The following is a 23,246-nucleotide window of genomic DNA, read 5'->3' as shown; positions in this document are numbered from 1 at the left end:
GGTCGTGGTAATGCTTCCGACAACGTCATTACCGGCGGTGCCGGCAACGACATCCTGATGGGGGGCGCAGGCGCCGACCAGCTGATTGGCGGCGCAGGTTTCGATATTGCCAGCTATGAAGACGTACCCAACAGCGTTGCGGTAACCCTGAACCTGAAGACGGGTGTGCATACCGGGTATGCAGCGGGCGATACGTTTGTCGGGATCGAGAGTTTCCGTGGTTCAAATTATGACGATACGTTCTTTGCCAGCGCTGCTGCCGACAATCTCGATGGCTACAACGGCAACGACCGGCTGAGCTACTCGCAGTCGGAGCAAGGCGTCAACATCACCATGACCGCTGCACGTTCGGGTACCGGTCTGGGCGGCGACGCTCAGGGCGATACGTTCTCCGATTTCGAAACCATCATCGGCTCGAACTACAACGACGTGTTCACGGCATCGCTGGGTACCACGGCTTTTTACGGCGGTGCTGGCAATGACGTGTACATCATCAACGGCTCGGCCAGCCAGAACGTGGTGGAAATGGCCGGTGGCGGTGATGACGAAGTCCGCACCACGCTGAACACCATTACCCTGGCCAACGAAGTCGAGCGTCTGACCTTTACCGGTTCCGGCACCTTCATCGGTCGTGGTAATGCCTCGGACAACGTCATTACCGGCGGTGCCGGCAACGACATCCTGATGGGGGGCGCAGGCGCCGACCAGCTGATTGGCGGCGCAGGTTTCGATATTGCCAGCTACGAAGACGTACCCAACAGCGTTGCGGTAACCCTGAACCTGAAGACGGGTGTGCATACCGGGTATGCAGCAGGCGATACGTTTGTCGGGATCGAGAGTTTCCGTGGTTCAAATTATGACGATACGTTCTTTGCCAGCGCTGCTGCCGACAATCTCGATGGCTACAATGGCAACGACCGGCTGAGCTACTCGCAGTCGGAGCAAGGCGTCAACATCACCATGACCGCTGCACGTTCGGGTACCGGTCTGGGCGGCGACGCTCAGGGCGATACGTTCTCCGATTTTGAAACCATCATCGGCTCGAACTACAACGACGTGTTCACGGCATCACTGGGTACCACGGCTTTTTACGGCGGTGCCGGCAATGACGTGTATATCATCAACGGCTCGGCCAGCCAGAACGTGGTGGAAATGGCCGGTGGCGGTGATGACGAAGTCCGCACCACGCTGAACATCATCACCTTGGCCAATGAGGTCGAGCGTCTGACCTTTACCGGCGTCGGCAACTTCATCGGTCGTGGTAATGCTTCCGACAACATCATCACTGGCGGTGCCGGAAATGACACGTTGTTCGGTGGTGCAGGGGCGGACCAACTCAATGGCGGAGATGGTTTTGATACGGTCAGTTATGCCGATGCCGACAAGGGCGTGAGCCTCAACACTAAAACCGGGATACATACCGGAATTGCTGCTGGCGATGTTTACACCAGTATTGAAGCAATCAGTGGTTCGAATTTCAGTGATGCTTTTGTCGGGGATGCGGGTATAAACCGCTTCGACGGTGGTAGCGGCATGGATATGGTGAGCTTTGCTGACGAAACTGCAGGTATCACCCTTGATTTGGGGGCGCCTGTTTTGACGGGGGCGGCCGCTGGCGATATTTACACCTCGATCGAGATATACCAAGGCACTGCGCAAACCGACAGCTTTACCGGAAGTGCGGCAGCTGCGGAGAATTTCGTAGGTGGCGCTGGCGCCGATCTACTGACGGGTGTGGGTCGAGGTGATGGCGCCTGGTACTTGACCAGTACTGGCAGCGTTCAGATAAATTTGCTGGATGGCACTGCCGCAGGTGGCGACGCTCAAGGTGACGTACTGATCAACATCGATAATCTGATGGGGTCGTCATTCAATGACACGCTGACAGGCAATGCCTATTCGAACAAGCTTGAGGGTGGAGCGGGTAACGATGTCATCTATGGTGGCGAAGGTGATGACTTTATCTATGGCGGCACTGCCACTGATATCGGTGCATTTGGACTGCTCGCTATCAGCGGCGTCCAGGCCGATACGCTTTACGGTGGCAATGGTAACGACACCATGCGCAGTGCCGATGAAGATACTGGCAGCATTCTCTATGGCGAGGCTGGCAACGACAACATAACCGTGTCGGCAGGGATTGCTTATGGTGGCGACGGCAACGATACCTTGACGGGTACCGGTTACGGCTACGAACTCCAGGGTGGTGCAGGCGTTGATACGTTGAACTTGCGCGGCTCTGGAGATGCCTTGGGTGGAGAGGGCGGTGACACCTATGTCGTGTTCTCGAAAACCATGGTCGGCATCCAGGACGCAGGCACTTCGGGGGTTGATACCGTCACCCTCAAGAATATTCAAAGTGTCAGTGATGTGCGGATTGTTCAGAACGACCTTGGCGCCTACATCTTCAATGCCGCCGATCTGCAAAGCGGCAACCTGGACTCCGGCGTATTCCTGAAAGACTGGTACAAGGGGGGGGACACCATTGAAACCTTTTTCACCAACAACGGTGAGTCCTTCACCATTCCTGTCGTAGGGCAAGCGATGATGGAGTCTTTCGCAGTCTGACAAAGGCGTTGCACACATAAAAAACGGCGAAGCCTGTATTCAGGTCTCGCTGTTTTTTTGCCGTTTTTTTAGGTTGCCAAAAGAAAACCCCCGACAAACCAGAAGTCTGTCGGGGGTTTTCTTTTGCCTGGAAGCATCAGGCGTCTCGCGACGCCTGACCCGGCTCAGCTTATTGGCAAGCTTCGCAATCCGGCTCGTCGATCGCGCAAGCCTTTGGCACTGGCGCTGGGCCGGCCGGAGCTGCCAGAACCGAATCGTCGCCGTGGTTGCCGCCGCTGGAAACAGCGTTCAGCTTGCCGGTGTTGATGGTCGACTTCTCGGTGCTGGTCGCAGCCAGGGCACGGAGGTAGTAAGTGGTTTTCAGACCACGGTACCAGGCCATGCGGTAGGTCACGTCGAGTTTCTTGCCCGAGGCGCCGGCGATGTACAGGTTCAGCGACTGGGCCTGGTCGATCCACTTCTGACGACGGCTGGCGGCGTCAACGATCCACTTGGTGTCCACTTCGAACGCGGTCGCGTAGAGCTCTTTGAGTTCTTGCGGGATGCGCTCGATCTGCTGAACCGAACCGTCGTAGTACTTCAGGTCGTTGATCATGACCGAGTCCCACAGACCGCGCGCCTTGAGGTCGCGAACCAGGTACGGGTTGATCACGGTGAATTCGCCCGACAGGTTCGATTTCACATACAGGTTCTGGTAGGTCGGTTCGATCGACTGCGATACGCCGGTGATGTTGGCGATGGTTGCGGTCGGTGCGATGGCCATGATGTTGGAGTTACGAATGCCTTTCTGTACACGGGCGCGAACCGGTGCCCAGTCCAGGGTTTCGTTCAGGTCAACGTCGATGTACTTCTGGCCACGTTGCTCGATCAGGATCTGTTGCGAATCCAGCGGCAGGATGCCTTTGGACCACAGCGAACCGTTGAAGGTCTCGTACGCGCCACGCTCGTCGGCCAGGTCGCAGGACGCCTGGATCGCGTAGTAGCTGACCGCTTCCATCGACTTGTCGGCGAACTCGACGGCCGCGTCGGAACCGTAAGGGATGTGCTGCAGGTACAAAGCGTCCTGGAAGCCCATGATGCCCAGACCGACCGGACGGTGGCGGAAGTTGGAGTTCTTCGCTTGCGGCACCGAGTAGTAGTTGATGTCGATCACGTTGTCGAGCATGCGCACGGCGGTGTTCACGGTGCGTTGCAGCTTGGCGGTGTCCAGCTTGCCGTCGACGATGTGGTTGGGCAGGTTGATCGAGCCCAGGTTGCAAACGGCGATCTCGTCCTTGTTGGTGTTCAAGGTGATCTCGGTGCACAGGTTCGAGCTGTGAACCACGCCGACGTGCTGCTGCGGGCTACGCAGGTTGCACGGGTCCTTGAAAGTCAGCCATGGGTGGCCGGTTTCGAACAGCATGGAGAGCATTTTGCGCCACAGGTCTTTGGCCTGGATGGTCTTGAACAGCTTGACTTTGCCCGGGTACTCGGTCAGGGCTTCGTAGTACTCGTAGCGCTCTTCGAAGGCTTTACCGGTCAGGTCGTGCAGGTCCGGTACTTCGGATGGCGAGAACAGGGTCCACTTGCCATCATCGAAGACACGCTTCATGAACAGGTCAGGGATCCAGTTGGCGGTGTTCATGTCGTGGGTACGACGACGATCATCACCGGTGTTCTTGCGCAGTTCGATGAACTCTTCGATGTCCATGTGCCAGGTTTCCAGGTAGGCACACACAGCGCCTTTGCGCTTGCCACCCTGGTTAACGGCTACGGCGGTGTCGTTCACCACTTTCAGGAACGGAACCACGCCTTGCGACTTGCCGTTGGTGCCCTTGATGTACGAACCCAGGGCACGCACAGGGGTCCAGTCGTTGCCCAGGCCGCCAGCGAATTTCGACAACATGGCGTTGTCGTGGATCGCGTGGTAGATGCCCGACAGGTCGTCCGGAACGGTGGTCAGGTAGCAGCTCGACAGCTGTGGACGCAGGGTACCGGCGTTGAACAGGGTCGGAGTCGAAGCCATGTAGTCAAAGGACGACAGCAGGTTGTAGAACTCGATCGCACGGTCTTCTTTCTGCTTCTCTTCGATCGCCAGGCCCATGGCCACGCGCATGAAGAAGATCTGCGGCAGTTCGAAACGCACGCCATCCTTGTGGATGAAGTAACGGTCGTACAGGGTCTGCAGGCCCAGGTAGGTGAATTGCTGATCGCGCTCGTGGTTGATCGCCTTGCCCAGTTTTTCCAGGTCGAAGGTGGCCAGCACAGGGTTCAGCAGTTCGAACTCGATACCTTTGGCGATGTAAGCCGGCAGCGCCTTGGCGTACAGGTCGGCCATTTCGTGGTGAGTGGCGCTTTCGGCCACACCCAGGAAGCCCAGGCCTTCGGCACGCAGGGTATCCATCAGCAGGCGAGCGGTGACGAACGAGTAGTTCGGCTCACGTTCAACCAGAGTACGCGCGGTCATCACCAGTGCGGTGTTGACGTCGTTCAGGGCCACGCCGTCGTACAGGTTTTTCAGGGTTTCGCGCTGGATCAGATCGCCATCGACTTCAGCCAGGCCTTCGCAGGCTTCGGTGACGATGGTGTTCAGGCGGCCCATGTCCAGCGGCGCGAGGCTGCCGTCGGCGCGGGTGATGCGGATCGACGGGTGTGCGTTGACAGCCGCTTCTACCGGAGCGTGGGCAGCGCGTTCTTTCGAACGGCCGTCACGGTAGATCACGTAGTCACGAGCGACTTTCTGCTCGCCGGCACGCATCAGGGCCAGTTCGACCTGGTCCTGGATTTCTTCGATGTGGATGGTGCCGCCCGACGGCATGCGACGCTTGAAGGTCGCGGTGACCTGTTCGGTCAGGCGGGCAACGGTGTCGTGGATTCGCGACGAAGCGGCAGCGGTGCCGCCCTCAACTGCGAGAAACGCTTTGGTGATAGCGACGGTGATCTTGTCATCGGTGTAAGGAACGACAGTGCCATTACGCTTGATCACGCGCAGTTGACCAGGCGCGGTGGCGGCCAGATCCGAATTCGAATCGGCGGCCTGCGGCAAGGTGCCCTGCGGGTTCTCGCGAGTTGTGTCGGTTTGCATGGGGGGTGATCTCCACATTCTCTATGTTTGTTTGGGCACCATCATGGTGCTCACCGTTCTGGTCCGAAGCACTACAACCGACGGGCGTCGGGCATAACAACTTCGGACCAGTAGGAAAAAGGCTAATGACGCCGCATCCTTGCCGAAGTTTTTGGCTGCGAGCCAGGGCTCGAGCCGGATTCCTTCCCGGATGACAGTAATGACTGCAACACCCGTACCGTTCCGGTCGTTTCCAACCTGAAAAACGGCGCCATCCGCAAGTGCGGTTTGGGCTTTGAAAAACTTGCTTGGTTCAACCGGAAACTGGCAATAAAGCGCTTGAGTTTCAGGTCCGAAATGTGGTTGGTCGCTTGAGCGGAAAACCCTATATGTAGGGTCTCTCCTCGCGCCGTGCTACAAGATAATGCGTTTCGAGAGGGCTTGCAACGTACTAGCTGTGGATAAACCTGTGCGTAAATTGTGTAAGAAACCAGGAATTCCCGTGTAGGCCGCGAACCTGCTGAGCTAGACCGTTGGTCACTGTTTTTCACTTGGGAAAAACGCTTCAGCGGATTTTTAAGGGCGCGAACCCTATCACAAAAAACCGCCTTGTCCGAACGCATTTGCCGACTTGTGTTCTGGCTGTACGCCGTTTATACAATCGGGCGGTGTTTACCCATTCTTATCCTCCCGAAAGATGACAAAAAGACGGGAGGATCTACAACTGTGGGAGCGAGCCTGCTCGCGAAAGCGTTGGATCAGCCAACATTGATGCTGAACCTGCCGACGCATTCGCGAGCAGGCTCGCTCCCACATGGATTGTGCTGCGTCGTACGGTTCTTCCTTTATTAATAAAAACAGCAAGCAGAGGTCACCGGTGGAGCAAGAAGCCTGGCAGGTATTGATAGTCGAGGACGACCAGCGTCTGGCCGAACTCACCCGCGAATACCTGCAAGCCAATGGATTGCGCGTGGAGATCGAAGGCAACGGCGCGCTGGCGGCGGCGCGGATCATCAAGGAGCAGCCGGATCTGGTGATCCTCGACCTGATGCTACCCGGCGAAGACGGCCTGAGCATTTGCCGCAAGGTGCGCGACCGTTACGACGGCCCGATCCTGATGCTCACCGCGCGCACCGACGATGCTGACCAGATTCAGGGTCTTGACCTCGGCGCTGACGATTACGTGTGCAAACCGGTGCGTCCACGGCTGTTGCTGGCGCGGATTCAGGCCTTGCTGCGACGCAGCGACACAGCCGAGCCGATCGCGGAAAAAAGCCGTCGCCTGCAATTTGGTCCGCTGGTGGTGGACAACGCCTTGCGTGAAGCCTGGCTCAGCGACAGCGGCATCGAACTGACCAGCGCCGAATTCGACCTGCTCTGGCTGTTGGTGTCGAACGCCGGGCGAATCCTCTCTCGCGAAGAAATCTTCACTGCGTTGCGCGGCATCGGCTATGACGGCCAGGATCGCTCGATCGATGTGCGCATCTCGCGCATCCGCCCGAAAATCGGTGACGACCCGGATCACCCGCGCCTGATCAAGACCATCCGCAGCAAAGGCTATCTGTTCGTCCCTGAAGCGTGTGTGGATCTGGCGCTGTGAACTCGATCTTCCTGCGCATCTATGGCGGCATGTGCGCGGCGCTGATTCTGGTGGCGGTGCTCGGTGTGCTGGCACTGCACCTGCTCAATCAGGTGCGCAGCGAGCAATACCGCGAGCGCCTGGCCCACGGCACGTTCTCGCTGATGGCCGACAACCTGCAACCGATGAACGAAACCGAGCGCCACCGGGCGTTGTTGGTCTGGGAGCGTCTGCTGGGAATTCCGCTGGCACTGAAGAAGTTTTCCGAGACCGGTCTGGACTTGTCTCAGCGCACTCGGGTGCAGCGCGGTCAGGCGTTGGTGGAGCAGACTGGCCCGCATGCGGCGCGGGTCTATCGACTGGTCAGTGATAAAGAACAATTGGTGCTCACCGGCGACGTGCAGCAGATCAGCGAGCAACTGGCGCGCGCGACTATTTATCTGCTGGCCGATGAGCTAGTGCGCTTCCCGGTGAGCGAACAGCCCAAGCGGCTGGCGCAGTTAAAGGAAGAGAAGGGCTTCGGTTTCGATCTGCGACTGGTCACGGTCAACGAGGCTGATATGGATGAAGACCAGAGCCGTCGCGTGTCCGAAGGCGACACGGTGATGGCGCTGGGCAAGGGCGGGGATTCGATCCGGGTGTTTGCCGGCATGGTCGGCACGCCGTGGGTGCTGGAGATCGGCCCGCTGTATCAGATGAATCCGTATCCGCCGCAATGGCTGGTGTTGATCGCTGCCCTGGGCCTGACCTTGATCGGTCTGATCGTTTATCTGTTGGTGCGTCAGCTCGAACGGCGTTTGCGCGGCCTCGAAGCCGCGGCCACGCGCATCGCCAAGGGCAGCCTGGAAACCCGCGTGCCGGCCCGCGGAGCTGACTCGGTCGGGCGACTGGCGGCAGCGTTCAACGGCATGGCTGAGCACTTGCAGCAGTTGCTGGCGATCCAGCGCGAGCTGGTGCGTGCGGTGTCCCACGAACTGCGCACACCGGTGGCGCGCCTGCGTTTCGGGCTGGAGATGATCGGCTCGGCCACCACTCCGCAAGCGCTGGAAAAATACCGCGAGGGCATGGATCACGACATCGAGGATCTCGATAAGCTGGTCGACGAAATGCTCACTTACGCGCGGCTGGAGCAGGGTTCGCCGGCACTGACCTTTCAGCGCATTGACCTCGATGCGCTGGTCAATCAGGTGATCGCAGAACTGGCGCCGTTGCGTGCCGAGGTCACGGTGCAGCGCGGGTTGTGCCTGTCAGCGGCGGACAACGATGGCGCCTGGGTCGAAGCCGAGCCGCGCTTCCTGCATCGGGCGTTGCAGAATCTGGTGAGCAACGCGATGCGCCATGCGCGCTCGAATGTCACGGTGAGTTATCAGGTCGGGCAGTTGCGCTGCCGGGTCGACGTCGAGGATGACGGGCCGGGCGTGCCGGAGTCGGCGTGGGAGCGGATCTTCACGCCGTTCCTGCGTCTGGATGACAGCCGCACGCGGGCCTCTGGTGGGCACGGGCTGGGGCTGTCGATTGTGCGGCGGATCATTCACTGGCATGACGGTCGGGCGCTGATCAACAAGAGCAAAAGTCTGGGTGGGGCTTGTTTCAGTCTGAGTTGGCCGAGGAATCAGGAGCGCCGTTGAGTTTTGTGTCAGCAGAAATGACGCCTTCGCGAGCAAGCCCGCTCCCACAGGGGAATGCATTTCAAGGGTGGGAGCGGGCTTGCTCGCGAAGGCGGTGCAACAGTCGCCGAAAAATCTTCAGGCCGGAATGCTGACCAGACTCAACAACTGCCCATCCTGCACACCAAATTGCGCCTCCAGCTCGGTGCCATGACGCCATTCGCCAGACAAGTCAGTCAGCAAACGCAACCGGACCTGACCCTGCTCCGTCCACTCCAGCACCTCGGCGTGCTCGAAGTAGAAACGCTTCTGCACAATCGGATACAGCGCCTTGAACAGGCTCTCTTTCACCGAAAACGTCAGGGTCACGCACAACGCCAGTTGTTCCCGCGCACCGGCGGCCATGCGTTGCAGCTCCGGCGGCGTCAGAATCTCCCCGGCCAGGCGTTCGGCGCGCTCGGTCTCGAGCAGGTTTTCCAGATCCATGCCCAAGCCGCGCCAGTGCCGCTTGTTGGCGACAATCGCCGCCGCGTGTCCGGTGCTGTGAGTGATCGAGCCGCAGATGTGCGCCGGCCACACCGGTGCGCGGTCTTCGCCAATCGCCGGAATCACGCTTGAGCCTTCCAGTTGCTGCAGCGCGGCCCGGGCGCAGATTCGTCCGGCAAGAAACTCGGCCTGCCGTTTGGCCACCGAGCGCTGAATGCTCGGCGGCGGCTCGATGGCGCTGCGCTGGAAGTCATCGCCCAGCAGTTGCTTCGGGTCGAAACGGGTACTGAGCAGCACGGTCTCGGGCAACACGTTGGGCAACGGCCAATGGGCGTCGAGCGGGGTGCAGCAGGCGGGGAGTGGCGGGCTGGAATTCATGGCGGGCATTTTGCCGATTCGCAGGGGCAAGGTCGAGATCGGCGGTGCGGATTTCGCGAGCAGGCTCGCTCCCACATTTGGAACGCATTCCCATGTGGGAGCGAGCCTGCTCGCGAAGGCCGCGCTGCAATCTATCTGATCAGCCAAAGATTTTCTGGAAGAACGCCTTCATGTCCGCCCAGGATTTTTCATCGGCCGCCTTGTTGTAGCCGATATCCGGGCCGCCGTGATCGCCGTGGCTCAAGCGATCGGCATCCGGATTGGTGAAGCCATGTTTGGCGCCGTCGAGGCTGACGAACTTATAGTCGGCGCCGGCCTTGTCCATTTCAGATTTGAACGCGGTGACGTTGTCCGGGGTGACCATGCTGTCCAGCGCGCCATGCTCGACCAGAACTTTCGCCTTCACACTGCCGGGCGTCGCCGGGGTGGTGGTTGCCAGCGCACCGTGGAAACTCACTACGCCCGCCAGCGGCTCGCCCTGACGCGCGGCGTTGAGCACCACGCCACCGCCGAAGCAGTAACCGATGGCGGCGATTTTATTGACGTCGGTCTGCGGCTGCTTTTTCAGCAGGTTCAACCCGGCCTCGAAACGTTTGCTGGAGGCCGCAGCATCCTGGGTCGCGGCCTGCATGAACGCCATCGCATCTTTCGGGTGCTCAGTGTTCTTGCCTTCGCCGTACATGTCGATCGCCAGCGCGCTGTAGCCCAGTTCGGCGAGATCGCGGGCGCGACGTTTGGCGTAATCGTTAAGGCCCCACCATTCATGCACCACGACGACTCCCGGGCGTTTGCCCTTGATCGCGTCGTCGTAGGCGTAGTAGCCGATCAGTTTGGTGCCGTCGGTACTCTGGTAGGGAATCTCCTGAGTCTTGATCGCGGCGTTGGCCAGACTGCTGGCGGCGAGCAGGGCGAGGGCGAGGAACAGGCGCATGGTCGGTCTCCTTATCGAAAGTGGTCAGGACAGCCTAGTCGATTTGATTCAGCGCAGGTTCAGAGAGTGTTCAGGGCAGGTACAGGGGCGGGTCAGTAACCTTGCGCCATACCCAAACAGCACTGTGAAAGAGGAAACGCGATGAATCGTCTAAACAAACTGCTGCTGGCTTTTACCTTGTTGGGCTCCAGCCTTGCGGCACATGCCGATGACACCAGCAACTTCGCCGGCCTGACCTTTGGCCAGACCAGTGACAAGGTTAAAAAATCCCACGCGCTGAACGACAACCTTGGCCACCCGGACGCCAGCGGCGCAATCGACGGCAACAACACGTACGGCGTACGCCTCGGTCAGCAAAACTCGCAAGGTCGTTACTACGCGACCTACGACAACGTGTCCGGTTCGCACAATGGCATTAAACTGCGCCAGGAAAACCTGCTGGGCAGCTACGATCTGTTCTATCCAGTGGGCGGCAGCACCAAACTGTTCGGTGGTGCAACGGCCGGTTTGACCAAGCTGACTCAGGACTCGCCGGGCTATAGCCGTGACAGCGACATCGGTTACGCCGTCGGTGGCCAGTTCGGTGTGCTGCAACAAGTGGCGCAGAACGTTTCGGTGGAACTCGGTTACCGTTACCTGATGAGCAACGCCAGCACTGAAATGAAAGAGAGCGGTGGCAGCAAGCAAGGCTCGCTGGACTTGACCAGCAGCGCCCAGACTTACCTGTCGGCGAACTACGCTTTCTAAAGCGCGGTTCGCTCTAGACCCTGTGGGAGCGAGCTTGCTCGCGAAAGCCTTCTATCAGTCGATAACAATGTTGGCTGATACATCGCCTTCGCGAGCAAGCCCGCTCCCACAGGTGCGTTGTTGGAGTTTTTGATTTACCCGGGAGAGCGTTATGAAACTGTTGGTCGTCGAAGATGAAGCGCTGTTGCGCCATCACCTGCAAACCCGCCTGACGGAGAGCGGTCACGTGGTCGAGTCCGTGGCCAATGCCGAAGAGGCGCTGTACCAGACCGGGCAGTTCAACTTCGATCTGGCGGTGATCGACCTCGGTCTGCCGGGCATGGGCGGTCTGGACCTGATCCGGCAGTTGCGCTCGAGCGGCAAGACCTTTCCGATCCTGATCCTCACCGCGCGCGGCAATTGGCAGGACAAGGTCGAAGGCCTCGCCGCCGGTGCCGACGACTACGTGGTCAAGCCGTTCCAGTTCGAGGAACTCGACGCGCGCCTGAATGCCTTGCTGCGTCGCTCCAGCGGCTTCACCCAGTCGACCATCGTCGCCGGGCCGTTGTTGCTTGATCTCAATCGCAAGCAGGCGTCGCTGGATGAAGAGCCGCTGGCACTGACCGCCTACGAATACCGCATCCTCGAATACCTGATGCGCCACCACCAGCAAGTGGTGCCCAAGGATCGCCTGATGGAGCAGCTCTATCCGGATGACGACGAGCGTGATCCGAACGTGATCGAAGTGCTGGTCGGCCGTCTGCGCCGCAAGCTCGAAGGACCGGGCGGGTTCAAGCCGATCGACACCGTGCGCGGTCTCGGCTACCTGTTCAATGAGCGCTGCACTTGATTCGTTCTCTTCGCGTTCGTTTGATGCTCGCCGCCACCACGTTGGCGGTGTTGTTCATGCTCGGCTTGCTGCCGGCCATGCAGGGCGCGTTCAGCCTGGCGCTGCAGGACTCGATCGAGCAGCGCCTGGCCTCGGACGTCACCACGCTGATCTCGGCGGCACGCGTCGACAGCGGCCATCTGGTGATGCCGGCGCAACTGCCGGATGAGCGTTTCAATCTCACCGACAACCGCCTGCTCGGCTACATCTACGACCGCGAAGGCAAACTGGTCTGGCGCTCGAAAGGCACGCAGGAAGAGCAGATCAACTACAAGCCGCGTTACGACGGCATGGGCAACGAGTTCGCGCGGATCCGCGAGAGCAACGGCCAGGAGTTCTTCGTCTACGACGTCGAAGTCAAACTGCTCGGCGGCAAGAGCGCGGCCTTCAGCATCGTCGCCCTGCAACCGGTGCGCGAATACGAAAACACCCTCGAAGGCCTGCGCGAAAATCTCTACCTGGGCTTCGGCGCCGCATTGCTGGTGCTGCTGGCGCTGTTGTGGATCGGCCTGACCTGGGGTCTCAAGGCGCTGCGTCGGCTGAGTCAGGAACTCGACGAGATCGAAAGCGGCACCCGCGAAAGTCTCACCGAACAGCACCCGCGCGAACTGCTGCGCCTGACGGGCTCGCTCAACCGTTTGCTGCACAGTGAGCGCCAGCAGCGCAGCCGCTACCGTGACTCCCTCGATGATCTGGCGCACAGCCTGAAAACCCCGTTGGCGGTACTGCAAGGGGTCAGTGAGGACATGGCCCAGCGCCCGGAAGATCGCGATCAGGCCTGGGTGTTGCAAACCCAGATCGAACGCATGAGCCAGCAGATCAGCTATCAACTGCAACGGGCCAGCCTGCGCAAAAGCGGTCTGGTGCGCCATCAGGTGCGGCTGCAACCGGTGCTCAAAAGCCTGTGCGACACGCTGGACAAGGTCTACCGCGACAAACACGTGCGGGTGGCATTTGATCTGCCGGAGCACTGCTACGTGCCGATCGAACAGGGCGCGCTGTTGGAGATGATGGGCAACCTGCTGGAGAACGCCTATCGCCTGTGCCTGGGCGAAGTGCGCATCAGCGTGCGCGACACCCTCGCCGGCATCGAGTTGTGCATCGAAGACGACGGCCCCGGTGTGCCGCCGAATCAGCGCGCGCGGATTCTCGAGCGTGGTGAGCGTCTGGATCGTCAGCATCCGGGGCAGGGCATCGGCCTGGCGGTGGTCAAGGACATCATCGAGAGCTACAACGCCAAGCTGATGCTCGGGGATTCGCCGATGGGCGGGGCGGCGTTCAGGATTCAGTTTCCTGCGGTTTAGGTGTTGGCTGTTCTGACGTCATCGCGAGCAGGCTCACTCCTACAAGGGGAATGCATTTCAAATGTAGGAGTGAGCCTGCTCGCGATAGCGCCAGTCAGTTCAGCGCGGGTCTCACTGCTCCTGCGCCCGATAAGCCCCCGGTGTCAGCCCGGTCCATTTCTTGAACGCCCGGTGAAACGCCGACGGCTCGGAAAACCCCAACTGCTCGGCAATCTGTTGCAACGACAGATCCGCCCGTCCGAGATGATAGATCGCGATGTCGCGGCGCAACTGATCCTTCAATTCCTGAAAACTGCTGCCTTCCTCACGCAGATGCCGACGCAGGGTTTGCGGGCTGATGTGCAGCTGCGCGGCCACCGCTTCGAGGTCCGGCCAGTGCGCACTGTCGCGGCTGAGCAAGCGGCGCAGGCGACTGCTGAGGCTGTCGCCGTCGTCCGGGCGCGATAGCAGGTCGGCGGGTGAGCGTTCGAGAAAGTGCTTGAGGGTGCGTTCGTCCTGCAACAGCGGCATGTGTAGATAGCGACTGTGAAACAGCAGGCTGCTCTGCTGGGCGGAAAACACCAAAGGGCAGGGGAATAACAGGTCGTACTCGGCACCGTGCGCCGGTTTCGGATAACTGAAGGTGGCCTGCTCCAGACGAATCCGCTGGCCGATCAGCCAACTGCCGAGGCGATGCCAGATCACCAGCAGGCTCTCGCTGAGAAAGTGATCCGGGTCCCATAACTGCGAGTCATCAAGGCTCAGGCGCACCCATTCGTCTTCGCGGCTCAGGCTCAGGCGCGGAGCCTCGGGGAATAGGCTATAAAACAATAAACCGCGTTGCAGTGCCTTCTCCAGATTGCGGCAGTGGATCAGCGCGTGGCACATCATCGCGAAGCTGCCGGGTTTGCTTGGCGCGTTGCCAAAGCCCAGGTATTCGTCATCCAGCGCCAGCCACAGGCTCTGGATCAACTGGGTGAATTGCTCCGGGGCAATCCTCGCCCGTGGTTCATCGAGCAACTCGGGACTGATGCCCAGTTGCTGCAGCAGCGGCGCATAGTCGAACCCCGAACGGCGTGCGCCACCGAGGGCGGCACGGGCGAAATGACTGGCGATGGTACGTTCGCGCATAAGCGGCAGATCCTTCCTCAGGCGCTGGATGGTAGCCGGGGCATGCGCAGGGCAACAAGGCGGATTTCCGCCAAATTGTAGGACGAGATCCGCTGACTTGGCGGAAATCCGCCACACTGGCGTCACCGGGCAGTGACAAAAAATACTCTGCATCCCCTGATATCAAAAGGCTTGCAGCGAATTGCACCAAAGTGGCACGGCGTTTGCGATAAGAGCGACAGAAGTGTGCGTCTATTCCGCGGGAATAGCGCCGCTCCAACAACAAATCCCTCCAGTGCAGGAGGGTTCGCAATTCAGGTTCTGCGCCCAACAGATGGATGTTGCCCGCGGGACGCTTGAGGACACTTGCAATGACGACTCGTCAGCCACTGTACAAATCCCTGTATTTCCAGGTGATCGTCGCGATCATCATCGGTATTGCCCTTGGTCACTACTACCCGCAGTTCGGTGTGGCGGTAAAGCCACTGGGTGACGGGTTCATCAAGCTGATCAAAATGATCATCGCCCCGATCATCTTCTGCACCGTGGTCAGCGGCATCGCTGGCATGCAAAGCATGAAGTCGGTCGGCAAGACCGGCGGTTATGCACTCCTGTACTTCGAAATCGTTTCTACCATCGCCCTGCTGGTCGGCCTGATCGTGGTCAACATCGTGCAGCCGGGCAACGGCATGCACATCGACGTCAGCACCCTGGATGCCTCGAAAGTCGCGACCTACGTGCAGCAAGGTGCAGACCAGAGCGTAGTCGGCTTCCTGCTCAACGTGATCCCGACCACCATCGTCGGCGCGTTCGCCACCGGTGACATCCTGCAAGTGCTGATGTTCTCGGTGATCTTCGGTTTCGCCCTGCATCGCCTGGGTGACTACGGCCGCCCGATCCTCGACTTCATCGATCGTTTCGCCCACGTGATGTTCAACATCATCAACATGATCATGAAGCTCGCGCCAATCGGTGCCTTCGGTGCGATGGCGTTCACCATCGGTGCTTACGGTGTCGGTTCGCTGGTGCAGTTGGGTCAACTGATGGCCTGCTTCTACATCACCTGTCTGGCCTTCATCCTGATCGTGCTGGGTGCCATCGCCCGCATGCACGGCTTCAGCGTGCTGAAGATGATCCGCTACATCCGTGAAGAGCTGCTGATCGTACTCGGTACTTCGTCTTCGGAATCGGTACTGCCACGCATGCTGATCAAGATGGAGCGTCTGGGCGCGAAGAAATCCGTCGTGGGTCTGGTGATCCCGACCGGTTACTCGTTCAACCTCGACGGAACCGCGATCTACCTGACCATGGCTGCGGTGTTCATCGCTCAGGCCACCGACACGCACATGGACATCACCCATCAGATCACCCTGCTGGTGGTGTTGCTGCTGTCTTCCAAAGGTGCCGCCGGTGTGACCGGTTCGGGCTTCATCGTGCTGGCCGCCACTCTGTCGGCGGTCGGTCACCTGCCGGTGGCCGGTCTGGCGCTGATCCTCGGTATCGACCGCTTCATGTCCGAAGCCCGCGCCCTGACCAACCTGGTCGGCAACGCCGTGGCGACCATCGTGGTTGCCAAGTGGGTGAAAGAGCTGGACACCGACGTGCTGCAATCCGAGCTGGCTTCGGGTGGTCGCGGTATTGCTGACACCCGTCCGGAAGATGACCTGGGTGTTGCTGAAGGTGCTACTCCGAGCAACGTCAAGTAATCTGAATTGGCTCCAGTGTAATGCTGGAGTCTGAGAGCCCTTGTGGTGAGGGGATTCATCCCCGATGGGTCGCGAAGCGGCCCCTTCTTAGATAGAAGGGGACTGCTGCGCAGTCCATCGGGGATGAATCCCCTCGCTACAGGGGTTTTTTATTGCCTGCGATTTGAGCATTACGGTCACTGCCGCTGATGCATCCGGTGATTGCCGTGCGCGGCAGCGCTGCCTAGGCTGAGTGCATCGCCCAAGGAGTTCGCCCATGTCCGCGCCGCTGGCCTCACTGAAGATTCTGGATTTCTCGACCCTGCTGCCGGGGCCATTTGCCTCGCTGTTGCTGGCGGACATGGGCGCCGAAGTGCTGCGCATTGAATCACCGACGCGCATGGATCTGCTGCGGGTGCTGCCGCCGCATGATCAAGGTGTGTCAGCCAGCCACGCTTACCTCAATCGCAACAAGCGCAGTCTGGCGCTGGATCTCAAACAGCCTGAGGCGCTGGAGGTGGTCAGGCAGTTGCTGGCCGACTACGACATCGTCCTCGAGCAGTTCCGCCCCGGTGTAATGGAGCGTCTGGGTCTGGGTTATGAGGCGCTGAAGGCGATCAACCCGAAGCTGATTTACGTGTCGATCACCGGCTATGGCCAGACCGGGCCGTACAAGGATCGCGCCGGGCATGACATCAACTACCTCGCCCTGGCCGGTCTGTCCAGTTACACCGGCCGCGCCGACAGCGGGCCGTTGCCACTGGGCATGCAGGTGGCGGATGTGGCCGGCGGGTCACTGCATGGCGTGATCGGCTTGCTGGCGGCGGTTATCGCCCGGCAACAGACAGGGCAGGGCACGCACCTGGACGTGAGCATGACCGATTGCGCCTTCAGCCTGAACGCCATGGCCGGTGCCGGGTATCTGGCCTGTGGCGAGGAACCGCATTGGGAAGAGCAGATGCTCAATGGCGGCAGCTTCTATGACTATTACCGCTCGCGCGACGGGCGCTGGCTGTCGGTGGGCAGTCTTGAACCGGGGTTCATGCAGCAACTGTGTCAAGCGCTGGGCCGGCCGGAGCTGGCGGCGCAGGGCTTGTCGCCGAAACCCGAGCAGCAACGGTTATTGAAGGACGCGTTGAAAGTCGAATTCGAGAAGCACGACTTTGCCGAGCTGTGCGCGTTGTTTGCCGAGGTCGATGCCTGTGTCGAACCGGTCTTGAACCTGAGCGAGGCGGTGCAACATCCGCAGTTGCAGGCGCGGAAGCTGGTGACCCAGGTGCCGCGTGGCGACGGTACGGCCCAGGCGCAGATTGCCTGTCCGCTGAAATTCTCCGAAGCGCTGCCGGCGCCGCGGCATGTCGGCGCAGGGTTGGGACAGCATACTGAGCAGGTGTTGGGGGAGTTGGGGTTTGATGCTGAGCGGATTGCTCAATTGCGGGCGGCCAAGGTAATTCTCTAGCGTCTGTACCGGCCTCTTCGCGAGCAGGCTCGCTCCCACATTTGAAATGCGTTCCCCTTGTGGGAGCGAGCCTGCTCGCGAAGGGGCCAGTTGGGGCAATACAAAAACCGGCTATTCCACCCGCATCTCACCACTGAACACCAAAGTGTTGCGGCATCTACGGCATAAATACCGTCGCCCTTGGCGCACCAGGCTATGGCGCTGCGCCGAAAACGGGAAATCACTGTCGGCGCATGGGCATTTGTAGATGTAGCGGGTCACGCTGCGGCGTTTGATTGCGTAGGTGTGGCAGCGATCCGGCGGCAGTTCGTAAACCCCGCGCATGATCAGTTGCCACTCCTCGCCGTGGGGCTGGATACGGTCGCCGAACAGTTGATGGGCGATCAGGTGCGCGACTTCGTGGGCCACGGTCTGCTTGAGGAAGTGTTCGGTGTTTTCCCGGTACAGCTGCGGGTTGAAGCGCAGCAGGTTCTCGTGCAGATGCGCGACACCGGCTTTTTGCCCGCGCAGCTTGAGGCTGACGACGGGGCGTTGGAAATGACGTTTGAAAAAGGCTTCAGCGAGTTGGTAACAGTCTTCGACGCGGGTATTGAGTTGCTCGGGCATGCTTGATGGATCTCCAGAGGCGTCGAGTATGCCGCAACCTCTGGGACTTGCGAATCGCTGACCTGCCGAATGGTCATCCGCCAAACGAGAAGGCCGCCTTGCGGCGGCCTGTATTGGCAGATCTTGTTTTTCTCTGGGGTAAAGCTTGTCAGTTGGTATACACCGGCCCCACGCCGAGGCCCCAGACAATCACGGTGAACGCCATGATGGCCACCAGCACCACCAGACCCACCGCCAGCACCGAGCTGGAAAACAGGAAGCCTTCGTCCGACGGAATGTTCATGAACGTTGGCAGCCCCACGTACAGCAGATACACCGTGTAGCAGATGGCCGCCGTGCCGACGATCATTCCCAGCCACATGTGCGGATACAGCGCCGCCAGCCCGCCGACGAACAACGGTGTCGCGGTGTAGGTGGCGAATGCCACGCAACGGGCCAGACTCGGATTGGCGTCATAGGTGCGGGCCATCCAGTGCACGAAGGCGCCCATCACTGCGACCCCGCCGAGCATCGCCAGGTACGACATCACGGTCATCCAGATCGCGCTTTCGACGGTGAGCATCACCGGTGCGCGGTTGCCGATCACCCAGCCGACCTGAGTGGTGCCGATAAACGCCGAAACCGCCGGAATCGCCGCCAGGATCAGCGTGTGCGTCAGGTACATGTGGCTGATGCTTTCCTCTTGGTCGCCACGGATTTCCTTCCATTCCTGATCGGGGTGGGTAAAAAGTCCCACTACGTGATGGATCATGCCAGTCACTCCTCTTGTTATTGCCATCGCCCCCCAGCGGAGCGCCTACGGGCCAAGGTGGCCGAGCAAATTCAGGTCTTCAGATTGTGTGCGACCTTATGTCGCAGTATAGAAAGGACTTAACCGCACAGGGATTAGGGGCTTAGAGCAAATTGCGCTGTAAACCGGCGGGGTAATCGCGTCGGGGTCTGTGCAAACGGGCAATCGAAGGGGCGACAACCTGTGGCCACAACCCCGGTGTTTTTGCGTAAAATGCCCGCCTTTCGTCACACCTCACGGATTTCGCGTCATGGGCACTCTTACGGTCAACCAGAACAAACTGCAAAAGCGCCTGCGCCGCCTGGCCGGCGAAGCGGTCGCCGATTTCAACATGATCGAAGACGGCGACAAGGTCATGGTCTGCCTGTCCGGAGGCAAGGACAGCTACACCATGCTCGATGTGCTGCTGCACCTGCAGAAGGTTGCACCGATCAAGTTCGAGATCGTCGCGGTGAACATGGATCAGAAGCAGCCGGGCTTCCCCGAGCACGTACTGCCGGCCTACCTGAAAGAGCTGGGCGTCGAGTACCACATCGTCGAGAAGGACACCTACTCGGTGGTCAAGGAGCTGGTGCCGGAAGGCAAGACCACCTGCTCGCTGTGCTCGCGCCTGCGTCGCGGCACGCTGTACACCTTTGCCGACGAAATCGGCGCGACCAAGATGGCCCTCGGTCACCACCGTGACGACATCGTCGAGACGTTCTTCCTCAACATGTTCTTCAACGGCACCCTCAAGGCGATGCCGCCAAAGCTGCGCGCCGACGACGGGCGCAACGTGGTGATCCGTCCGCTGGCCTACTGCAACGAGAAAGACATCCAGGCCTACTCGGACTTCAAGGAATTCCCGATCATCCCGTGCAACCTCTGCGGTTCGCAGGAAAACCTGCAGCGCCAGGTGGTCAAGGAAATGCTTCAGGACTGGGAGCGCAAGACTCCGGGCCGAACTGAAAGCATCTTCCGCAGTCTGCAGAACGTGGTGCCGTCGCAACTGGCCGACCGCAACCTGTTCGACTTCACCAGCCTGAAGATCGACGAAACGGCGGCCTCGCGCTTCGTTAACGTCGTTAACCTGTAAGCACAATCATTGTGGGAGTGAGCCCTGTGGTGAGGGGATTTATCCCCGATGGGCTGCGCAGCAGCCCCAGCTTTTCTGGGGGAGCTTTGCTCCTCATCGGGGCGGTGCGACGTTTCGCTAAATCCCCTCACCACAGGGCCCGCTCCCACATGGGGTTTTTCGTTTCATTCAATAGGAGAGGGCATGCGCGATTACAAGTGGCTGCACGAATACTGTCTGAACCGCTTCGGTTCGGCGGCTGAACTGGAAGCCCATCTGCCCGTTCCCAAGACTCCCGCGCAATTGCGCAAGATCAGCGACGATCGTTACCTCTCGACCATGGCCCTGCGCGTGTTTCGCGCTGGTCTCAAGCACAGCCTGGTGGACGCCAAGTGGCCGGCCTTTGAAGAAGTGTTCTTCAAGTTTGACCCGGAAAAAGTCGTGCTGATGAGCGCCGAGCATCTCGAGCGCCTGATGCAGGACGCGCGAATCATTCGCCACCTGGGCAAGCTCAAGAGCGTGCCGCGCAATGCCCAGTTCATCCTCGATGTGGAAAAGGACAAGGGCAGTTTCGGCGCGCTGATCGCCGACTGGCCGGTGACCGATATCGTCGGTCTGTGGACCTACCTGAAAAAGCATGGGAGTCAGTTGGGCGGACTGTCGGCGCCGCGCTTCCTGCGCATGGTCGGCAAGGACACTTTCGTGCCGAGCTATGACGTGGTCGCCGCGCTGAATGCACAGAAGATCGTCGACAAGGCGCCGACCAGTCTGCGCGATCTGGCGATTGTGCAGAACGCGTTCAATCAGTGGCATGAACAGAGTGGCGGGCGGCCGATGAGCCAGATTTCGATGATGCTCGCGTACACCGTCAACCATTAAGACCGCAGCGCTCCATTCGCGAGCAAGCCCGCTCCCACAGAGGGAATACATTTCAAATGTGGGAGCGAGCCTGCTCGCGAAGGCGTCAGATCAGGCGACGCTGATCTCGCCTTCGCCCGCGAGTTTGCGATTCAACTGATACCGCCACCGCACATACAGCAGCGCCGAGCAGAACAGCGCCAGGCTCGCGGCCATCTCCAGCACCCCGAACAGCTGTCGGTTCGGGTCATACGCTGCCAGTGCGCCCTTGATGAAATACAGATTCACCACAAAACACATCCACGAGTGCGCACGCGCGTTGCCCATCAGCATCCCCGGCGCAAGGATCAGCCACGGGATCAGCTCGACCAGCAGGATCACCCACGGTCGGGCGCCGTGCAGGTCGGCGAACACCAGATAGTAAGCGGCGAGCAGCCCGGCGAGGCCGAAGAAGCACAATAGACTGATGACCCGCATCGCCTTGACGCGGGGTTCGAGCCACTCGACGGAGGGCAGGACTTTCGGCTTCTTCGCCACCCTCAGCCCTCCAGTTTTTGCGCGGTTTTCGCCAGGCGTGCGCCGAGTGCGCGACACAGCGCCATTTCGTGTTGATCGAGACCTTTCTTGCCATCGGCCCCGGCATGATGACTGGCGCCATACGGCGTACCGCCGCCCTGGGTTTCCAGCAGCGCCGACTCGCTATACGGCAGGCCGGTGATCAGCATGCCGTGGTGCAACAGCGGCAGCATCATCGACAGCAGGGTGGTTTCCTGACCGCCGTGCAGGCTGGCGGTGGAGGTGAACACGCCGGCCGGTTTGCCGACCAGAGCGCCGGTCAGCCACAGGTTGCTGGTGCCGTCGAGGAAGTACTTGAGCGGTGCGGCCATGTTGCCAAAGCGCGTCGGGCTGCCAAGGGCGAGGCCGGCGCAGTTCTTCAGGTCATCGAGGGTGGCGTAGAGCGCACCGTCTTCCGGGATTTCCGGGGCGACCGCCTCACACTCGCTGGAAATCGCCGGTACGGTACGCGGGCGCGCTTCGAGACCGGCCTGTTCGACACCGCGGGCAATCTGCCGGGCCATCTCGTTGGTCGAACCGTTGCGGCTGTAATACAGAACCAGAATGTACGGCGCGCTCACGGCAGCAGCTCCAGCACATTTTCCGGCGGACGACCGATCACAGCCTTGTCGCCGACTTCGAGAATCGGTCGTTCCATCAGTTTTGGATGCTGGGCGATGGCGTCGATCAATTGCGCTTCGCTGAGGCTTTCGTCAGCCAGCTGAAGCATTTTGTATTCATCTTCTCCGCTGCGCAGCAACTGACGCGCGCTGATCCCGAGCTTGCCGAGCAGTGCCTTGATTTGCACCGCATTCAGCGGGGTTTCGAGGTAACGCACCACGTTCGGGGTCAGGCCACGGGCCTCGAGAAGTTCCAGTGCGCCGCGGGATTTCGAGCAGCGCGGATTGTGATAAAGCGTCAGATCGGTCATGGCGGGTCGCTTCTGGCGTAAAGTGGCGGCTATTCTAACTGTGCAGCGCGTAATCCAGAACCTTCAGAGGCGATGGGTCGCAGGCGCCTTCAATTTTTGACCAGGGAACATGACATGACACGGCGATTGGCAGCGGCATTGACGATAATCGGGGCGTTGATGCTGGGGGGCTGCGGCAATGACTACGGCATTGACCAGAATGGTCAGAAGGTCGCGTCCGAGCGTCTGGACAAACAATGGGTAGTCATCAATTACTGGGCCGAATGGTGTGGCCCGTGCCGCACGGAAATTCCTGAGCTCAATCATTTGGCTGACGAACTCAAGAGCAAGAACATCGGCGTGTTCGGGGTCAACTTCGACAACGTCCAGGGTGAAGACCTGAAGAGTGCCAGCGAGAAGCTGGGCATCAAGTTCACCGTGCTGGCGCAGGATCCGGCCGACCTGTTCGACCTGCCGCGCAGTGAGGCCTTGCCGGTGACCTACATCATCGACAACAAGGGCAAGGTGCGTGAGCAGTTGATGGGCGAGCAGACGGCGGCGGGGGTGATGGCCAAGCTTGAGGCATTGCAGGCGACAAAGTGAGCTGCCTCTAAAGAGCAACGCTCACCCCAGCCCTCTCCCAGAAGGAGAGGGAGCTGACCGAGGTGTCTGGCGCTTCCATCGACCTGGAAGATCGTGTCGATTATGGATTCAGCGAAGATCCTTCAA

At 60.0% G+C, this 23,246-nt stretch carries 20 protein-coding genes; 11 read left to right on the top strand and 9 right to left on the bottom strand.

Annotated elements, in window-relative coordinates; all coding sequences use genetic code 11:
• Positions 1–2,568, top strand: a 2,568-nt coding sequence (locus tag AC3WMV_RS26430) for a beta strand repeat-containing protein (protein WP_492561404.1), incomplete at its 5' end; no start/stop codon positions are given.
• A gap of 169 nt (positions 2,569–2,737) precedes the next feature.
• On the opposite strand, the gene AC3WMV_RS26425 is transcribed toward AC3WMV_RS26430, so the two are convergent.
• Positions 2,738–5,632, bottom strand: coding sequence for a ribonucleoside-diphosphate reductase subunit alpha (locus AC3WMV_RS26425; protein WP_047599692.1), 2,895 nt, complete (start codon positions 5,630–5,632; stop codon positions 2,738–2,740).
• Between the two features lie 856 nt (positions 5,633–6,488).
• Between AC3WMV_RS26425 and AC3WMV_RS26420 the strand changes: the two genes are divergently transcribed.
• Positions 6,489–7,211, top strand: coding sequence for a response regulator (locus tag AC3WMV_RS26420; RefSeq protein ID WP_064588756.1), 723 nt, complete (start codon positions 6,489–6,491; stop codon positions 7,209–7,211).
• The gene (locus tag AC3WMV_RS26415) at positions 7,208–8,818 is read left to right on the top strand and encodes an ATP-binding protein (protein WP_103368757.1); all 1,611 of its coding nucleotides are present in this window, start codon (positions 7,208–7,210) and stop codon (positions 8,816–8,818) included. The genes AC3WMV_RS26420 and AC3WMV_RS26415 overlap by 4 nt, the downstream gene beginning before the upstream one ends.
• A gap of 117 nt (positions 8,819–8,935) precedes the next feature.
• Here AC3WMV_RS26415 and AC3WMV_RS26410 read toward each other — a convergent pair whose 3' ends face one another.
• Together AC3WMV_RS26410 and AC3WMV_RS26405 are read right to left on the bottom strand one after the other, a co-directional pair.
• The gene (locus AC3WMV_RS26410; RefSeq protein WP_103368756.1) at positions 8,936–9,661 is read right to left on the bottom strand and encodes a 4'-phosphopantetheinyl transferase family protein; all 726 of its coding nucleotides are present in this window, start codon (positions 9,659–9,661) and stop codon (positions 8,936–8,938) included.
• A 139-nt stretch (positions 9,662–9,800) separates the two neighbouring features.
• Positions 9,801–10,592, bottom strand: coding sequence for a dienelactone hydrolase family protein (locus AC3WMV_RS26405; protein ID WP_103368755.1), 792 nt, complete (start codon positions 10,590–10,592; stop codon positions 9,801–9,803).
• A 141-nt stretch (positions 10,593–10,733) separates the two neighbouring features.
• Here AC3WMV_RS26405 and AC3WMV_RS26400 point away from each other — a divergent pair, with 141 nt between their 5' ends.
• The 3 genes from AC3WMV_RS26400 (at position 10,734) to AC3WMV_RS26390 (ending at position 13,511) form a co-directional block, all read left to right on the top strand.
• Positions 10,734–11,339 carry a membrane protein gene (locus tag AC3WMV_RS26400; RefSeq protein ID WP_027612287.1) on the top strand — a complete coding sequence of 202 codons (606 nt, stop codon included), beginning with the start codon at positions 10,734–10,736 and terminating at the stop codon, positions 11,337–11,339.
• 151 nt (positions 11,340–11,490) lie between these two features.
• On the top strand, positions 11,491–12,168 hold the full coding sequence (locus tag AC3WMV_RS26395) for a response regulator transcription factor (protein ID WP_027612288.1): 678 nt from the start codon (positions 11,491–11,493) through the stop codon (positions 12,166–12,168).
• Entirely contained in the window at positions 12,165–13,511 is a 1,347-nt protein-coding gene (locus AC3WMV_RS26390; RefSeq protein ID WP_103368754.1) for an ATP-binding protein, read from the top strand. Before AC3WMV_RS26395 ends, AC3WMV_RS26390 begins: the two co-directional genes overlap by 4 nt.
• A 111-nt stretch (positions 13,512–13,622) precedes the next feature.
• On the opposite strand, the gene AC3WMV_RS26385 is transcribed toward AC3WMV_RS26390, so the two are convergent.
• Positions 13,623–14,621 (bottom strand): AraC family transcriptional regulator, encoded by a 999-nt coding sequence (locus AC3WMV_RS26385; RefSeq protein WP_103368753.1) that lies wholly within the window; start codon positions 14,619–14,621, stop codon positions 13,623–13,625.
• A 350-nt stretch (positions 14,622–14,971) separates the two neighbouring features.
• Between AC3WMV_RS26385 and AC3WMV_RS26380 the strand changes: the two genes are divergently transcribed.
• Positions 14,972–16,306 (top strand): dicarboxylate/amino acid:cation symporter, encoded by a 1,335-nt coding sequence (locus AC3WMV_RS26380; protein ID WP_027612291.1) that lies wholly within the window; start codon positions 14,972–14,974, stop codon positions 16,304–16,306.
• A 256-nt stretch (positions 16,307–16,562) separates the two neighbouring features.
• Complete coding sequence (locus AC3WMV_RS26375; RefSeq protein WP_103368752.1) at positions 16,563–17,744, top strand: CaiB/BaiF CoA transferase family protein; 1,182 nt, start codon at positions 16,563–16,565, stop codon at positions 17,742–17,744.
• Positions 17,745–17,855: 111 nt separating this feature from the next.
• On the opposite strand, the gene AC3WMV_RS26370 is transcribed toward AC3WMV_RS26375, so the two are convergent.
• Both AC3WMV_RS26370 and AC3WMV_RS26365 read right to left on the bottom strand, forming a co-directional pair.
• Complete coding sequence (locus AC3WMV_RS26370; protein WP_003227192.1) at positions 17,856–18,350, bottom strand: SprT family zinc-dependent metalloprotease; 495 nt, start codon at positions 18,348–18,350, stop codon at positions 17,856–17,858.
• Between the two features lie 148 nt (positions 18,351–18,498).
• Positions 18,499–19,101, bottom strand: coding sequence for a Yip1 family protein (locus tag AC3WMV_RS26365; protein ID WP_007917515.1), 603 nt, complete (start codon positions 19,099–19,101; stop codon positions 18,499–18,501).
• Between the two features lie 289 nt (positions 19,102–19,390).
• On the opposite strand from AC3WMV_RS26365, the gene ttcA reads away from it, so the two are divergent.
• Both ttcA and AC3WMV_RS26355 read left to right on the top strand, forming a co-directional pair.
• Positions 19,391–20,215: a tRNA 2-thiocytidine(32) synthetase TtcA gene (gene ttcA / locus AC3WMV_RS26360; RefSeq protein WP_007968702.1), complete on the top strand. Its 825-nt coding sequence runs from the start codon at positions 19,391–19,393 to the stop codon at positions 20,213–20,215.
• A 183-nt stretch (positions 20,216–20,398) separates the two neighbouring features.
• The gene (locus AC3WMV_RS26355) at positions 20,399–21,073 is read left to right on the top strand and encodes a DNA-3-methyladenine glycosylase I (RefSeq protein ID WP_103368751.1); all 675 of its coding nucleotides are present in this window, start codon (positions 20,399–20,401) and stop codon (positions 21,071–21,073) included.
• A gap of 90 nt (positions 21,074–21,163) precedes the next feature.
• Here the strand turns inward: AC3WMV_RS26355 and AC3WMV_RS26350 are convergent, their stop codons facing one another.
• The 3 genes from AC3WMV_RS26350 to arsC are packed head-to-tail and all read right to left on the bottom strand — an operon-like array spanning position 21,164 to position 22,538.
• Complete coding sequence (locus AC3WMV_RS26350) at positions 21,164–21,589, bottom strand: DUF2069 domain-containing protein (protein WP_103368750.1); 426 nt, start codon at positions 21,587–21,589, stop codon at positions 21,164–21,166.
• Positions 21,590–21,591: 2 nt separating this feature from the next.
• Complete coding sequence (gene wrbA / locus AC3WMV_RS26345) at positions 21,592–22,188, bottom strand: NAD(P)H:quinone oxidoreductase (RefSeq protein WP_103368749.1); 597 nt, start codon at positions 22,186–22,188, stop codon at positions 21,592–21,594.
• Positions 22,185–22,538, bottom strand: a complete 354-nt coding sequence (gene arsC, locus AC3WMV_RS26340) for an arsenate reductase (glutaredoxin) (RefSeq protein WP_096796798.1) — start codon at positions 22,536–22,538, stop codon at positions 22,185–22,187. Before arsC ends, wrbA begins: the two co-directional genes overlap by 4 nt.
• 114 nt (positions 22,539–22,652) lie before the next feature.
• On the opposite strand from arsC, the gene AC3WMV_RS26335 reads away from it, so the two are divergent.
• Positions 22,653–23,120, top strand: coding sequence for a TlpA disulfide reductase family protein (locus tag AC3WMV_RS26335; RefSeq protein WP_096796797.1), 468 nt, complete (start codon positions 22,653–22,655; stop codon positions 23,118–23,120).
• Positions 23,121–23,246: the final 126 nt, after the last annotated feature.

The sequence above is a fragment of the Pseudomonas sp. FW305-3-2-15-E-TSA4 genome, assembly GCF_058787295.1.
The sequence above is the reverse complement of the archived record's forward strand: the minus strand, read 5'-3'. Positions and strand labels throughout refer to the sequence as shown.